This window comes from Pseudomonas sp. F3-2, from assembly GCF_038804275.1.
GTDB lineage: Bacteria > Pseudomonadota > Gammaproteobacteria > Pseudomonadales > Pseudomonadaceae > Aquipseudomonas.
This window is the reverse complement of record NZ_CP152388.1, coordinates 1,466,839-1,480,640: the sequence shown is the minus strand read 5'-3', so window position 1 is coordinate 1,480,640 and position 13,802 is coordinate 1,466,839. Positions and strand designations below refer to the sequence as shown.

The window sequence follows — 13,802 nt, the reverse complement described above, 5'->3', positions numbered from 1 at the left end:
AGCGCGCTCCTACTCCATTAAGGCAACCCGTTCACACACCTTCAGCTCGACGCTGATCGTGTAGGAGCGTGGCTTGTCCCGCGAACTGCCGCGCAGCGGTAGCAAAACCAATCAACTCGATTTCGCCAGGCACTCCGCGGCTGCACCTGCCCCCGCTCCTCAAACCTCAGAACAAAACACCGACCGCCAATTCAGCGACGCCCCCTGTTCCCCAACCGAACATGAAACTTTCTTCACGCCCTTCAAACGAGTGCGACAAAACGCCGCATCCCAGTTAAAACAATCAGTTAGCCACTGTTACCGAATCGGTAAAAAACTCTTACCGGAATCGCTCATTTACTTAGCAAGCTACCAAATCCTATAAAGGAACCACTGCGACGTCCTGCCGCAGATATCAAAGAGTCAGGAGTTTTCACTATGACGGTAACTGTTACTGAACGCGACGACGCCCACATCTCCCACGAAAGCATCGCGGATGGCATTCAAATCTGGGATGTTCGCCAGCAAGACCAGTTGGTAGGGATGTTTCACCACGAATCGGACGCACAGCGTTACGCAGCAGAGCTCGCGGAACTGGAAGCCAAGAAGGCAGCGAGCAACTCGCAATAACGGAATCGCAACAAGACAAAACCCGCCTCGGCGGGTTTTGTCGTTTCAGGCTTTACCACATCAGATCATCAGGGATCTTGTAGGCGGCATATGGATCATCGCCATCCGGCTCTTCAGTCGGCTCGCTCAACAAGACGATGCGCCGCGGATCGCGCTCCTGAACCTTGAGCGCCGCCTCGCGCGGGATGACCTCGTAAGTGCCGCCATGATGGACGATGGCCAGCGACCCGTTGCTGAGCTTGCTGCGCATCAGCGCGTTGACCGACAGGCGCTTGACCTTCTTGTCGTCGACGAAGTTGTAGTAATCCTCGGTGGTCAGCTTGGGCAGACGGGTCGCTTCGATCAGTTGCTTGACCTGCGCGGTGCGAGCTTTCTGCTCGGCCTTTTCCTGTTGCTGACGATTCAGTTCCTGGTCGCGCCTGGCTTTCTCGGCCATCGCTTCCTGCGCGGCGCGCTGGGCGGCATCGTCGGCGACGGCCTGCCCCTTGTGCACCAGACGCTGTTCTTTCTGCTTGCTCTTGGCGGCCTGCTTGGCCTGTTTTTCGTTGACCAGACCTGCCTTGAGCAACTGGTCACGAAGGGAAATACCCGCCATGTGTTTTCTCTCTCTGACTTCTCTTTCTAAACAGTCAGCTCAACCGCAGTTGGGCGTGTTCTTTTCCTGACGCTTGGCTTCGCCCCAGAGCGCGTCCATCTCTTCAAGACTGCAATCTTCAATGGGCCGACGGGCATCGCGCAAGGCCTGTTCGATAAATCGGAAACGTCGCTCGAACTTGCTGTTGGCAGCGCGCAGGGCATTTTCGGGGTCGACCTTCAGATGGCGGGCCAGATTGACCACCACAAACAGCAGATCGCCGATCTCGTCGCTGATCGCGGCCGGGTCGTTGTCGGCCATCGCTTCGAGCACCTCGTCGAGTTCCTCGCGCACTTTATCGACCACCGGCAACGCGTCGGGCCAGTCGAAACCCACTTGCGCGGCGCGCTTTTGCAACTTGCCGGCGCGCGACAATGCAGGCAGTACGTTGGGGACATCATCGAGCAAAGACAGCTGCTCCGGCACATGCGCTTTCTCGGCCCGCTCCTGGGCCTTGATCTCCTCCCAGCGATGCTTGACCTGCTCTTCACTGAGGCGCGGCGTTTCCAGAGGCGCATAAAGATCACCGGTCGGAAACACGTGGGGATGGCGCCTGATCAACTTGCGCGTGATCCCGTCGACCACGGCATCGAACTCGAACCGGCCTTCTTCGCGCGCCAGCTGGCAGTAATACACCACCTGAAACAGCAGATCGCCCAACTCACCTCGCAGATCATCGAAATCCCCGCGCTCGATGGCGTCGGCCACTTCGTAAGCCTCTTCGAGGGTGTGCGGCACGATGGTCGCGTAGTTCTGCTTGACGTCCCACGGGCACCCGTATTGCGGGTCGCGCAGCCGGGCCATGAGCGTGAGCAAGTCCTGGAGTTTGTACATAGTTATCCCTTCAGCAGCATCGAAGCCTGTAGGAGCGGGCTTGCCCGCGATTGCGGTGTGTCGTCGACCTAGTCGTCACAGGCACGACGTGTTCGCGGGCAAGCGCATTCCTGCAGGGTCACGGCGTTCTGTTACGCCGCGTCTCGATGATGTTCGGCAATTGCGAGATGCGCCCCAACAACCGGCCCAGCGCATCCAGGCCCGGGATCTCGATGGTCAGGGACATCAGGGCGGTGTTGTCTTCCTTGTTCGAGCGGGTGTTGACCGCCAGCACGTTGATGCGCTCGTTGAGCAGCACCTGAGAGACGTCCCGCAACAGACCGGAACGGTCGTAGGCGCGGATGATGATGTCCACCGGATACGTGAGCACCGGCACCGGGCCCCAACTGACCTGGATGATCCGCTCGGGCTCGCGCCCGCCCAGTTGCAGCACCGAGGCGCAATCCTGACGGTGGATGCTGACGCCGCGCCCCTGCGTGATGTAACCGACGATCGCATCGCCCGGCAGCGGCTGGCAGCAGCCGGCCATTTGCGTCATCAGATTGCCCACGCCCTGAATCTGGATGTCGCCGCGTTTGCCCGGCTTGTACCCGGATGCCTTGCGCGGAATCAGCTCCAGCTGCTCGTTGCCACGCTCGGGTTCGACCAGTTGCTGAGCAAGGTTGACCAACTGCGCGAGCCGCAGATCGCCGGCGCCGAGCGCCGCGAACATGTCTTCGGCGATCTTCATGTTGGCCTTTTCAGCCAGCTTGTCGAAGTCCACCTGCGGCAGCGCCAGGCGCGCCAGCTCGCGTTCGAGCAAGACTTTACCGGCCGCGACGTTCTGATCGCGCGCTTGCAGTTTGAACCAGTGAACAATCTTCGCCCGCGCCCGCGACGTGGTGATGTAACCCAGGTTCGAGTTCAGCCAGTCGCGGCTCGGCGTGCCGTGCTTGCTGGTGATGATCTCGACCTGCTCGCCGGTCTGCAGGCTGTAGTTGAGCGGCACGATGCGACCGTTGATTTTGGCGCCGCGGCAGTTGTGGCCGATTTCGGTGTGCACGCGATAGGCGAAGTCCAGCGGCGTCGCGCCTTTGGGCAGGTCGATGGCGTGGCCATCAGGCGTGAACACATAGACGCGATCCGGCTCGATGTCGACGCGCAGTTGCTCGGCCAGACCGCCGATATCGCCCAGCTCTTCATGCCATTCGAGGACCTGACGCAGCCAGGAGATTTTCTCTTCGTAATGATTGGAGCTGGATTTGACGTCAGTGCCCTTGTAACGCCAGTGAGCACAGACGCCCAGCTCGGCCTCCTCATGCATGGCGTGGGTGCGGATCTGCACTTCCAGCACCTTGCCTTCAGGGCCGATCACCGCCGTGTGCAGCGAGCGATAGCCGTTCTCCTTGGGGTTGGCGATGTAGTCGTCGAATTCCTTGGGAATGTGCCGCCACAGGGTATGGACGATGCCGAGGGCCGTGTAGCAGTCGCGCATCTCGGGCACCAGCACGCGAACGGCACGAACGTCGTAGATCTGGCTGAATTCCAGACCTTTTCGCTGCATTTTGCGCCAGATCGAATAGATGTGCTTCGCACGCCCGCTGATGTCGGCCTTGACCCCGGTCGCCAGCAGCTCGTTCTCCAGCTGCGACATCACATCGGTGATGAAACGCTCACGATCGAGGCGGCGCTCGTGCAGCAATTTGGCGATCTGCTTGTACTGCTCCGGCTCCAGGTAGCGGAAGGACAGGTCCTCCAGCTCCCACTTGATGTGGCCGATCCCCAGACGATGGGCCAGCGGCGCATAGATGTCGAAGACTTCCCGGGCAACCCGGTTGCGCTTCTCGTCGTCGGTGTTTTTCACCGCCCGGATGGCGCAGGTGCGCTCGGCCAGCTTGATCAGGGCGACGCGAACGTCATCGACCATCGCGACCAGCATCTTGCGCAGGTTTTCGACCTGCGCCTGAGTGCCGAGCACCAGCGACTGGCGTGGGCTGAGGCTGGCGCTGATCGCGGCCATGCGCAGCACGCCATCGATCAGTTTGGCCACCGTCGGGCCAAAACGCTGGCTGACATCGGGCAAGGGAATCTTGCCTTCGCGCACGCCGCGATAGATCACGGCGGCGATGAGAGAATCCTGATCGAGTTTGAGGTCGGCCAGGATTTCGGCGATTTCCAGGCCCGTCTGAAAACTCGACGTGCCTTCCGCCCAGAGATTCTTGGCGGCGTTGTCCTGCTGCTCGGCCTGCCGGGCAAATTCACAGGCCTCTTTCAATGCCTGTCGGTCCACTGCGAGGTCGACGCTGACCACATGATCAAGCCATGCGTCGAGATTGATACTGCCGTCTGTGTTTATCGGCTGGTGTGCTCTCACCTGTACCATGTTGCTTACCTTCCCTACGGCGCGATGAAATGCGCCATCAGTCGCCAGCCTTCTTGAAGCGCATACGCCTTGCGGGCCATGCAAGGGCGCGTGCGCGGGCCAGTCGGATTAAACGAGACTCCGTGTGAGGCGCTGACTCGATTCCTTGAGCCTGAGGCCTCACTTACTCGCTTCAAATAACGCCATCGCCTCGACATGCGCAGTCTGCGGAAACATATCGAGAATTCCGGCACGTTTTAATCGGTAGCCCTGCCTGATCAATTCGACCGTGTCGCGCGCCAAAGTTGCCGGGTTGCACGACACATAAAGTAACCGTTCAGCACCCAGGGCCTTGAGGTTTCGCACCACTTCGAACGCCCCGTCACGGGGAGGATCGAGCAGTACCGCGCGGAAACCTTCCGCCACCCAGGCCGCCTTGTCCAGCGGCTGCGACAGATCCGCCTGATAAAACTTCACATTATGCAAACCATTGCTCGCCGCGTTGCTCGTGGCGCGTTGAACCATCGTCTCCACGCCCTCCACTGCCACGACTTCGCGCGACTTGAGGGCCAGCGGTAAAGCGAAATTACCAAGCCCGCAGAACAAGTCCAGCACTCGTTCATCGGCACGAGGCTCGAGCCAGTCCAGCGCCTGGCTGATCATCGCCGTATTGACCTGTGCGTTGACCTGCACAAAGTCGCCCGGACGATAAGCCAGCGCAAGGTTCCACGGCTCCAGGCGATAGCCCAGCGCTGCCGATGGGTCCACAGGCTGCGGCTCACCTTCGCCATGCAACCACAGTTGCGCACCGTGGGCATCACAAAATGCCTTGAGCGTCGCAAGGTCGTTTTCCGCCAACGGCGCGGTGTGACGCAACAGCAGCGCATTGGCCGACCCACTGAATAACTCGACATGCCCCAGCGCCTGCGGCTTGCCCAGACTCCGCAGCATGGCCGGTAACGCCGTCATGATCGGTTGCAAGGCCTGTACCAGCACCGGACATTCTTCGATGGCGATGATGTCCTGGCTCGAGGCCGCACGGAAGCCGACGTCCAGCTGTTTGCTGCGCACGTCCCAGCGAACGGCGATGCGCGCGCGGCGACGGTAGGCAAATTCATCACCGGTCAGAGGGGCGGCCCACTCTTCAGGCTCCACACTTGCCACGCGACTCAACTGCTCGGCGAGCATGCGCTGTTTCAGGGCGAGTTGTTCGTCGTGGGGCATTTGCTGCACGCTGCAACCACCACAGCGGCCGAAATGCTTGCACGGCGCGGGCCGCCGCAACGGGCTTGCCTGAAACACGCGTTCGGTGCGCGCTTCGACGACCTTGCCGTGGGCGCCCAACACGCGCGCCTCGACTTCCTCACCCGCCAGACTGCCGGCGACAAACCAGGTCCGGCCTTCAACGAAACCGATGCCGCGGCCGTCATTGGCCAGCCGCTCGATTTTCAGACGTTGTTTCTTACCGGTCGGGACCTGCGTTGTCCGTGTGCCGCCGCTGGGCTGGAAACGCAGGCCTGAGTCACGCTTGGCCATCAGTTGGGCGCATCGTAGACACCGGTCGACAGGTAACGGTCGCCACGGTCACAGATGATCGCGACCATGACCGCGTTTTCGACTTCCTGAGACAGACGCAGCATGCCGGCCACGGCGCCGCCGGACGATACGCCACAGAAGATGCCTTCTTCGCGCGCCAGACGACGCATGACGTCTTCGGCCTCGCTCTGGGCCATGTCCATGATGCGGTCGACGCGATCGGCCTGATAGATCTTCGGCAGGTATTCCTGCGGCCAGCGACGAATGCCCGGAATCGCCGATCCATCCATCGGCTGCAGGCCGACGATCTGGATGTCGGGGTTCTGTTCCTTCAGGTAACGCGAGGTGCCCATGATGGTGCCGGTGGTACCCATGGAGCTGACGAAATGGGTGATGGTGCCGCCCGTCTGCTGCCAGATTTCCGGGCCGGTGCCGACATAGTGCGCTTCAGGGTTATCGCCATTGGCGAACTGGTCGAGCACCTTGCCGCGACCTTCGGCCTGCATGCGCTCGGCCAGATCGCGGGCGCCTTCCATGCCCTCTTCCTTGCTGACCAGGATCAGCTCGGCGCCGTAAGCGGTCATGGCCGCCTTGCGTTCGGCGCTGGAGTTATCGGGCATGATCAGGATCATGCGGTAGCCCTTGATGGCGGCCGCCATGGCCAGGGCAATGCCGGTGTTGCCCGAAGTCGCTTCGATCAGCGTGTCGCCGGAATGAATCTGCCCGCGCAACTCGGCACGGGTGATCATCGACAGGGCCGGTCGGTCTTTCACGGAGCCAGCCGGGTTGTTGCCTTCAAGCTTGAGCAGCAACGTATTACTGGTGTTCCCGGCCATGCGTTGCAGACGCACCAGCGGGGTGTTGCCGATGCAATCGGCGATGGTTGGATACTGCAGGGTCATGGCGTGTTCGCGATCCAGACATGCGGGGGTCGCCTATCATACCGGCAATCGCCCCAAGCCCATATCACGCAAAGTGAGTTCGATAGGGCGAAATGGAATAAGCGGCCGATCCAGGGCGGGACGGCGATGCCATCGTGTTCACTCTGTGGGCGCGTGATCCGGTGTGTCCGTCGGGGATCCGGCGGCTGAAAGTCAGCCTTCGCGAGCAAGCGCGCTCCTACGGGATTTGTGACTGGCGAATTCCACCGTACGGGTCATCTCTGCGGGGGTGAGTCGACTGTCTTAACTATTTCTGCTGTCAACGGCGTAACTCCCGACGCTTTCCCGGCTAAAGCCGGTCCTACGAAAAGTCTGCTGCGTCTCTAGGACCGGCTTTAGCGAGTCCTACGAAAAGTCTGCTGCGTCTGTAGGACCGGCTTTAGCCGGGAAGAGGCCGGTATGTCCGCTGGAGATCCTTTGCCAGACAGTCAGCCTTTGCGACCCAGCGCGCTCTTACAGCATTGCGGCGAGTCAGACGAGTGCTTCGACTTCTCGGGCGGGCAGGCGCATGGTCATTCGCAGCCCTTGAGCGGTGTTTTCTGCCCACATGTCGCCGCCCTGCAGGCGCAGGGAGTTGCGTGCGATGCTCAGGCCCAGGCCGAAACCGCCGTGGCCCGGTCGGGCACCGTCCAGGCGGATGAAGGGCGCGAAGATCCGTTCCAGGTCGTTGTCGTCCACGCCGCCGCCCTGATCCTCCAGCCACAGCAGCCAGTCCTCGCCTTGCCGCCTGCCGCTCAGCTGCACGACACCCTGCGGCGGAGAATGCCGGATCGCGTTGCGCAGGATATTTTCCAGCGCCTGAGCCAGCGTGTTGAGGTCGCCGCTGACCCAGCAATCGCTGTCCAGATCGCAGCGCAACTGTCGCGACGGCCAGCAGCTCTCGAAGCAGGCGTTGTCCACCAGCATGTCCCACAGCGCCAGCACTTGAATGTCTTCGCTGGGCAGTTTCTCGCGCTCGGCGTCCAGCCACGCCAGGTGCAAGGTGTCATCGACCAGACGGCGCATGCCGTCCACTTCGCGGTTCAATCGCTCGCGCAGTTCCGGCAGCGTCTGGTCGCTGTCGCAGGCGACTTTCAGGCGGCTCAGGGGCGTGCGCAATTCGTGAGAAAGGTCGCGCAGCAACTGCTGCTGAATCTGCACCGTGGACTGCAATCGCGCGGCCATGTGATCGAATGCACGATTCAGCTCGCCCAGTTCGTCCCGGCGAGAGGTCATCTGCGGTGACAGCCGGTTGGACAATCGGTCCGCACGCCAGGCATTGGCCTGCTCGCGCAGCTGGTTGAGCGGGCGAATCAGCAGCCGATACAGCCCGACGCACAGCAGCAACGTGAACAGCGCCGGGATCAGGACGTTGGTGAGCATCTGCCAGATCAGCGCGTGCCGACCGGGCTTGAAGCGCGCAGGCAACTCGATGACCAGACTGCCCGCCTGAGGGGCATCCGGGAAGGCGATCTTCAACCACGGGGCGGTCTTCTGTCGGGCGCTCATCGGCCAGTCGACACCGCGCATGAACGTCAGGCGCTGCATCTCACTGCCGCTCAGCGGCGTGCTGCTCAACGATTGCAGATCGGTGCCGATGACGCCGACCCAGCCCTGTTCGTGATGCCTGATCTCATCCAGCCATGCATCGATGCCCTGTCGCTGCCCCGTACGCCAGGCCTGCCCCGCTTCGGCGGCGTAGCGGTTGAGTACATTGCGCGCTTCGTGACTGAGGTAGGCGTTCTGATTCTCGATGTAACGGCCCCAATACCAGCTCAGCCAGATCATCAGCAGGCAAAACGCGACCAGCAGAAACACCAGTTTCCAGAACAGCGAATGGCGACCGGGGAGGCGATTACCGGACTCACGCATCGGGTGCGGCCGCTGTCAGCACGTAGCCCTTGCCCCAGACGGTACGCACCTCGCGCGCCTGATAACCGACGGCCTTGAGCTTGCGGCGGATCTGGCTTATGTGCATGTCCAGGCTGCGGTCATGCTGTGAATAGCCGCGCTGCAACACATGCTGATAAAGGAATGGCTTGCTGAGCACGTCTTCGGGGTTGCGCCACAAGGTTTCCAGCAAGCGGTATTCGCTGCGCGTGAGTTGCGCCGGCTTGCCCTCGAAACGCACGTCGCTCAAGCCTTCGTCGAACGACAGCGCATCGGCGTCGGGCTCGTCGGCCAAGACCTGTGGCGAGGGCGTCGGGGTCTGAAAGCGGCGCTCAAGATTCACCCGGCGCAGGATCGCTTCGATGCGTACCCGCAGCTCGTCGACGCTGAAGGGCTTGGGCAAATAATCGTCGGCGCCGTTGCGAAAACCGCTGATGCGATCCGCCTCCGCGCCCAGCGCCGACATGAGGATGACCGGCGTTGTATGGCGGCGGCGCAGGTGGGTCAGGATGTCCAGACCGTTCATGCCCGGCAGCAGAATATCCATGAGCACGACGTCGAAGGGCTGACGCTGCGCACGGTCCAGCCCCTCCGCGCCATCCTGGCACCAGGTGACCTGAAAGCCGCAGCGGTGCAGTTGATCGTGCACGAAAGCACCGAGCACAGGATCGTCCTCAATGGCGAGTATGCTGGGGCGTTGAATGCTGGCGGGATTCATTGGCGTCTGCGAGTGATTCTCAAGCCGGCGATTATTCAAGATTGCGTCCGGCTGGGCAATGGCGATTGATCGGGAGTTGCGGCCGGCGTCCCATCCCGTGGTTTTTTAGCCGGGATTCCTCATGCACAAGTGACTACACTGCGCAGTTATCGAGCCGTTTGGGCTGACATGGCACAGCGGTTGCCTGAATCCGTGCCGGGACTGCTGGAGAGAAAGTGTGCTGAACAAACTGGGCATCAAAGGCCGCGTGTTGCTGCTGACCCTCTTGCCGACCTGCCTGATGGCAGCGCTGCTGGGCGGTTATTTCACCTGGATGCAGCTGTCGGAATTGCAGACGCAGCTGTTCAAGCGCGGCGAAATGATCGCCAACGAGCTCGCACCGCTCTCGGCGTCCGCGCTGGGCAACGGTGACAAGCCGTTGCTGGAGCGCATCGCCGGGCAGGTCCTCGAACAAGCCGATGTGCGGGCGGTGTCGTTTCTGGATGCCGATCACAATCTGCTGGCCCACGCCGGGCCGACGATGATCAATCAGGCGCCGGTGGGTAACAGTTCGCACATGCTGCAGCGCTCGGAAAACGACGCCACGCGTTATCTGATGCCGGTGTTCGGGCGCAATCGTCATCTGACCGGCAATGTCGTGCCTGGCGAAGACGACCGCCTGCTGGGCTGGGTCGAACTGGAACTGTCCCACAGCGGCACCTTGCTGCGCGGCTACCGCAGCCTGTTCGCCAGCCTGTTACTGATCGCCGTCGGACTGGGCATGACCGCCGTGCTGGCGTTGCGCATGAGCCGCACGATCAACGCGCCCATCGCGCAGATCAAACATGTCGTCGCCCAGCTCAAAGACGGCAATCTGGAGGCGCGGTTGCCGCCGATGGGCAGCCATGAACTGGACGAGCTCGGTTCAGGCATCAACCGCATGGCCGCGACACTGCAGAATGCTCAGGAAGAGTTGCAGCACAGCATCGAGCAGGCCACCGAAGACGTCCGCCAGAATCTGGAAACCATCGAGATCCAGAACATCGAGCTGGACTTGGCGCGCAAGGAAGCACTGGAAGCCAGCCGGATCAAATCCGAGTTTCTGGCCAACATGAGCCATGAAATCCGCACCCCGCTCAACGGCATTCTCGGCTTCACTCACCTGTTGCAGAAAAGCGAGCTGACGCCGCGTCAGCACGATTACCTGAGTACCATCGAAAAGTCTGCCGACAGCCTGCTCAGCATCATCAACGAGATTCTTGACTTCTCGAAGATCGAGGCCGGCAAGCTGGTGCTCGATGCCATTCCATTCAATCTGCGCGACTTGCTGCAAGACACCCTGACCATCCTCGCTCCTGCCGCTCACGCCAAACAGCTGGAGCTGGTGAGCCTGGTGTACCGCGACACGCCGCTGTCGCTGGTCGGCGACCCGCTGCGACTCAAGCAGATCCTTACCAACCTGGTCAGTAACGCCATCAAGTTCACCCGCGAAGGCACCATCGTCGCCCGCGCGATGCTGGAGGATGAACAGGACGACAGCGTTCAGCTGCGCATCAGCGTGCAGGACACCGGCATCGGCCTGTCGAGCCAGGACGTGCGCGCGCTGTTCCAGGCATTCAGTCAGGCCGACAACTCGCTGTCCCGTCACTCCGGCGGCACCGGGCTGGGGCTGGTGATTTCCAAGCGCCTGATCGAGCAGATGGGCGGGGAAATCGGCGTCGAAAGCACGCCCGGCGAAGGGTCGGAATTCTGGATCAGCCTGACGCTGCCAAAAACCCGCGACGACCTGGATGACTTGCCCGCACCGCCCTTGATGGGGCGCCGTGCCGCGGTGCTGGAGCATCACGATCTGGCCCGCCAGGCGCTGGAGCATCAGCTGGAGGATTGCGGCCTGCAACCGATGGTGTTCAACAATCTGGAGAACCTGATCAATGGCGTGACGGTGGTGCATCAGACGCCCCACGCCATCGAGATGGCGGTACTGGGCGTGACTGCTCACGAACTGCCGCCCGAACGGCTGCGTCAGCAGATCTGGGATCTGGAGAACCTGGACTGCAAGGTGTTGGTGCTGTGCCCGACCACCGAGCAGGCGCTGTATCAGTTGTCAGTGCCCGACGCCTACACTCAACTGCAGGCTAAACCGGCGTGTACGCGCAAATTGCGCCGCGCGCTGTCGGAGCTGATCAACCCCAAACAGCTGCGCAACGAGGTGCCGGAGCCGATGTCCAGCCGGCCGCCGCGAATCCTCTGCGTCGACGATAACCCGGCGAACCTGTTGCTGGTGCAGACGCTGCTCGAAGACATGGGCGCCAAGGTGCTGGCCGTGGACAGCGGCTACGCAGCGATCCAGGCGGTGCAGGATGAACCCTTCGATCTGGTGCTGATGGACGTGCAAATGCCCGGCATGGACGGGCGCCAGGCCACCGAAGCGATTCGCAGCTGGGAGACTGAGCGCCACGTCACGTCGCTGCCGATCGTCGCGCTGACGGCCCACGCCATGGCCAACGAAAAGCGCGCGCTGCTGCAAAGCGGCATGGATGACTACCTGACCAAGCCGATCAGCGAACGGCAACTGGCGCAGGTGGTGCTCAAGTGGACCGGGCTGGCGCTGCGCAATCAGGCGCCGGAGCGGCACCATGAGGTGGCTCAGGGCGGCGTCAACCTGCAGGTGCTCGATCACGAAGAGGGTTTGCGTCTGGCCGCCGGTAAAGCCGACCTCGCGGCCGACATGCTGGCGATGCTGCTGGCTTCGCTGGACACTGACCGCGAGGCGATTCGCAGCGCGCGCGAGGCCGACGATCACGTGGGGCTGATCGAACGCGTGCATCGCCTGCACGGCGCAACCCGCTACTGCGGCGTGCCGCAACTGCGGGCTGCGTGTCAGCGCACCGAAACGCTGCTCAAGCAGGACTCGCCGGACAGCGACAAGGCCTTGGACGACCTGGAAAAAGCCATCACGCGACTGGAGATCGAAGCCCGGGTGAGTGCTTGATACGAGTCAATATCCGTTTGAGGGTGATGGGTATTATGTAGGCATGAGCTTGCTTCGGTAGAACATGAGTTTTCGCGAGCAAGCTCGCTCACACAAGGGTTTGGCGTTGCTGCTGCCCTTCGAGTGCGGCACAAAACCTGTAGCTGCGGCGTTTCTTAAAAACCAAGGAGCAACCATGCGTACCCTCCTCTACAGCAGCCAGACCTACGACCGCGAAAGTTTCCTCGCCGCCGACGTGCCTTCTGATATCGAGCTGCATTTCCAGCCTGCGCGGCTGACGCTCGACACGGTAGCGCTGGCCGATCAATACGAGGTCGTGTGCGCCTTCATTAATGACGACCTCGGCGCGCCGGTTCTCGAGCGCCTGGCTGCCGGCGGAACCCGGCTGATCGCCTTGCGTTCGGCAGGCTTCAATCATGTCGACCTGCCCGCAGCGAAGCGTCTGGGTCTGGAGGTCGTGCGCGTTCCGGCCTACTCGCCTCACGCCGTGGCCGAACATGCGGTCGCGCTGATCATGTCCCTGAACCGGCATCTGCACCGGGCTTACAACCGCACCCGTGACGGCGATTTTACCCTGCACGGTCTGACCGGATTCGACCTGGTGGGCAAGACCGTCGGCGTGGTGGGCACCGGCCAGATCGGCGCGACCTTCGCCCGCATCATGGCGGGTTTCGGCTGCCGATTGCTGGCGTACGATCCCTGCCCTGCCGAGCAGGTTGAAGCGCTCGGCGCGCGTTATCTGCCGCTGGAACAGCTGCTGGCCGAGTCGCAAATCGTCAGCCTGCATTGCCCGCTCAACGAACACACTCGCCACCTCATCAACCGGCAATCGTTGAGCGGCATGCAACGCGGGGCGATGCTGATCAACACCGGTCGCGGCGCGCTGGTCGACACGCCGGCACTGATCGAGGCGCTGAAAAGCGGGCAACTGGGCTATCTGGGGCTGGATGTGTATGAGGAGGAAGCGCAGCTGTTCTTCGAGGACCGCTCCGACCTTCCGCTGCAGGACGATGTCCTCGCACGATTGCTGACCTTCCCCAATGTAGTCGTCACCGCCCACCAGGCTTTCCTGACCCGAGAGGCGCTGGGTGCGATTGCGCAGACCACGCTGGATAACATCCGCTGCTGGGCGGCCGGTACGCCGCAGAATCAGGTGTAATCACGCTGCCTATGGCGTGAGTGTTTACGCGCAGGACCTCCGGATAACCGATGTTAAGAGGCTGCGCCGACGCCTCGGTCAGTAAGCTCCCTGCCATGACGTCGCCCCTCGATCGACGCCCATCCTGCGCGTGGCGCCGGTTCGTCCGTCCGCCTACCGGCAGCGGGCATCGGCGATCTAAAGTGTTAGG

General features: G+C 62.0%; 10 protein-coding genes. 3 read left to right on the top strand and 7 right to left on the bottom strand.

Annotated features, from left to right (window positions below; all coding sequences use genetic code 11):
- Positions 1-417: 417 nt before the first annotated feature.
- Positions 418-609 carry a hypothetical protein gene (locus AAGQ88_RS06760; protein ID WP_062380056.1) on the top strand — a complete coding sequence of 64 codons (192 nt, stop codon included), beginning with the start codon at positions 418-420 and terminating at the stop codon, positions 607-609.
- A 52-nt stretch (positions 610-661) separates the two neighbouring features.
- On the opposite strand, the gene AAGQ88_RS06755 is transcribed toward AAGQ88_RS06760, so the two are convergent.
- The 7 genes from AAGQ88_RS06755 to AAGQ88_RS06725 form a co-directional block, all read right to left on the bottom strand.
- Positions 662-1,204 (bottom strand): DUF2058 domain-containing protein, encoded by a 543-nt coding sequence (locus tag AAGQ88_RS06755; protein ID WP_285425127.1) that lies wholly within the window; start codon positions 1,202-1,204, stop codon positions 662-664.
- A 39-nt stretch (positions 1,205-1,243) separates the two neighbouring features.
- Positions 1,244-2,077, bottom strand: a complete 834-nt coding sequence (gene mazG, locus AAGQ88_RS06750; RefSeq protein WP_285425128.1) for a nucleoside triphosphate pyrophosphohydrolase — start codon at positions 2,075-2,077, stop codon at positions 1,244-1,246.
- Between the two features lie 118 nt (positions 2,078-2,195).
- Complete coding sequence (gene relA, locus AAGQ88_RS06745; protein ID WP_093460803.1) at positions 2,196-4,439, bottom strand: GTP diphosphokinase; 2,244 nt, start codon at positions 4,437-4,439, stop codon at positions 2,196-2,198.
- 159 nt (positions 4,440-4,598) lie between these two features.
- On the bottom strand, positions 4,599-5,954 hold the full coding sequence (gene rlmD, locus AAGQ88_RS06740) for a 23S rRNA (uracil(1939)-C(5))-methyltransferase RlmD (RefSeq protein ID WP_342654799.1): 1,356 nt from the start codon (positions 5,952-5,954) through the stop codon (positions 4,599-4,601).
- Complete coding sequence (gene cysM / locus AAGQ88_RS06735) at positions 5,954-6,856, bottom strand: cysteine synthase CysM (protein ID WP_285425131.1); 903 nt, start codon at positions 6,854-6,856, stop codon at positions 5,954-5,956. The genes rlmD and cysM overlap by 1 nt, the downstream gene beginning before the upstream one ends.
- 510 nt (positions 6,857-7,366) lie before the next feature.
- A complete protein-coding gene (locus tag AAGQ88_RS06730; RefSeq protein WP_342654798.1) occupies positions 7,367-8,746 on the bottom strand; it encodes a sensor histidine kinase in 1,380 nt (459 codons plus the stop codon).
- A complete protein-coding gene (locus AAGQ88_RS06725; RefSeq protein WP_285425220.1) occupies positions 8,739-9,482 on the bottom strand; it encodes a response regulator transcription factor in 744 nt (247 codons plus the stop codon). Before AAGQ88_RS06725 ends, AAGQ88_RS06730 begins: the two co-directional genes overlap by 8 nt.
- Positions 9,483-9,699: 217 nt before the next feature.
- Here AAGQ88_RS06725 and AAGQ88_RS06720 point away from each other — a divergent pair, with 217 nt between their 5' ends.
- Complete coding sequence (locus AAGQ88_RS06720) at positions 9,700-12,453, top strand: response regulator (RefSeq protein ID WP_342654797.1); 2,754 nt, start codon at positions 9,700-9,702, stop codon at positions 12,451-12,453.
- A 175-nt stretch (positions 12,454-12,628) separates the two neighbouring features.
- On the top strand, positions 12,629-13,612 hold the full coding sequence (locus AAGQ88_RS06715) for a 2-hydroxyacid dehydrogenase (protein WP_342654796.1): 984 nt from the start codon (positions 12,629-12,631) through the stop codon (positions 13,610-13,612).
- The last annotated feature ends 190 nt before the right edge of the window (positions 13,613-13,802 follow it).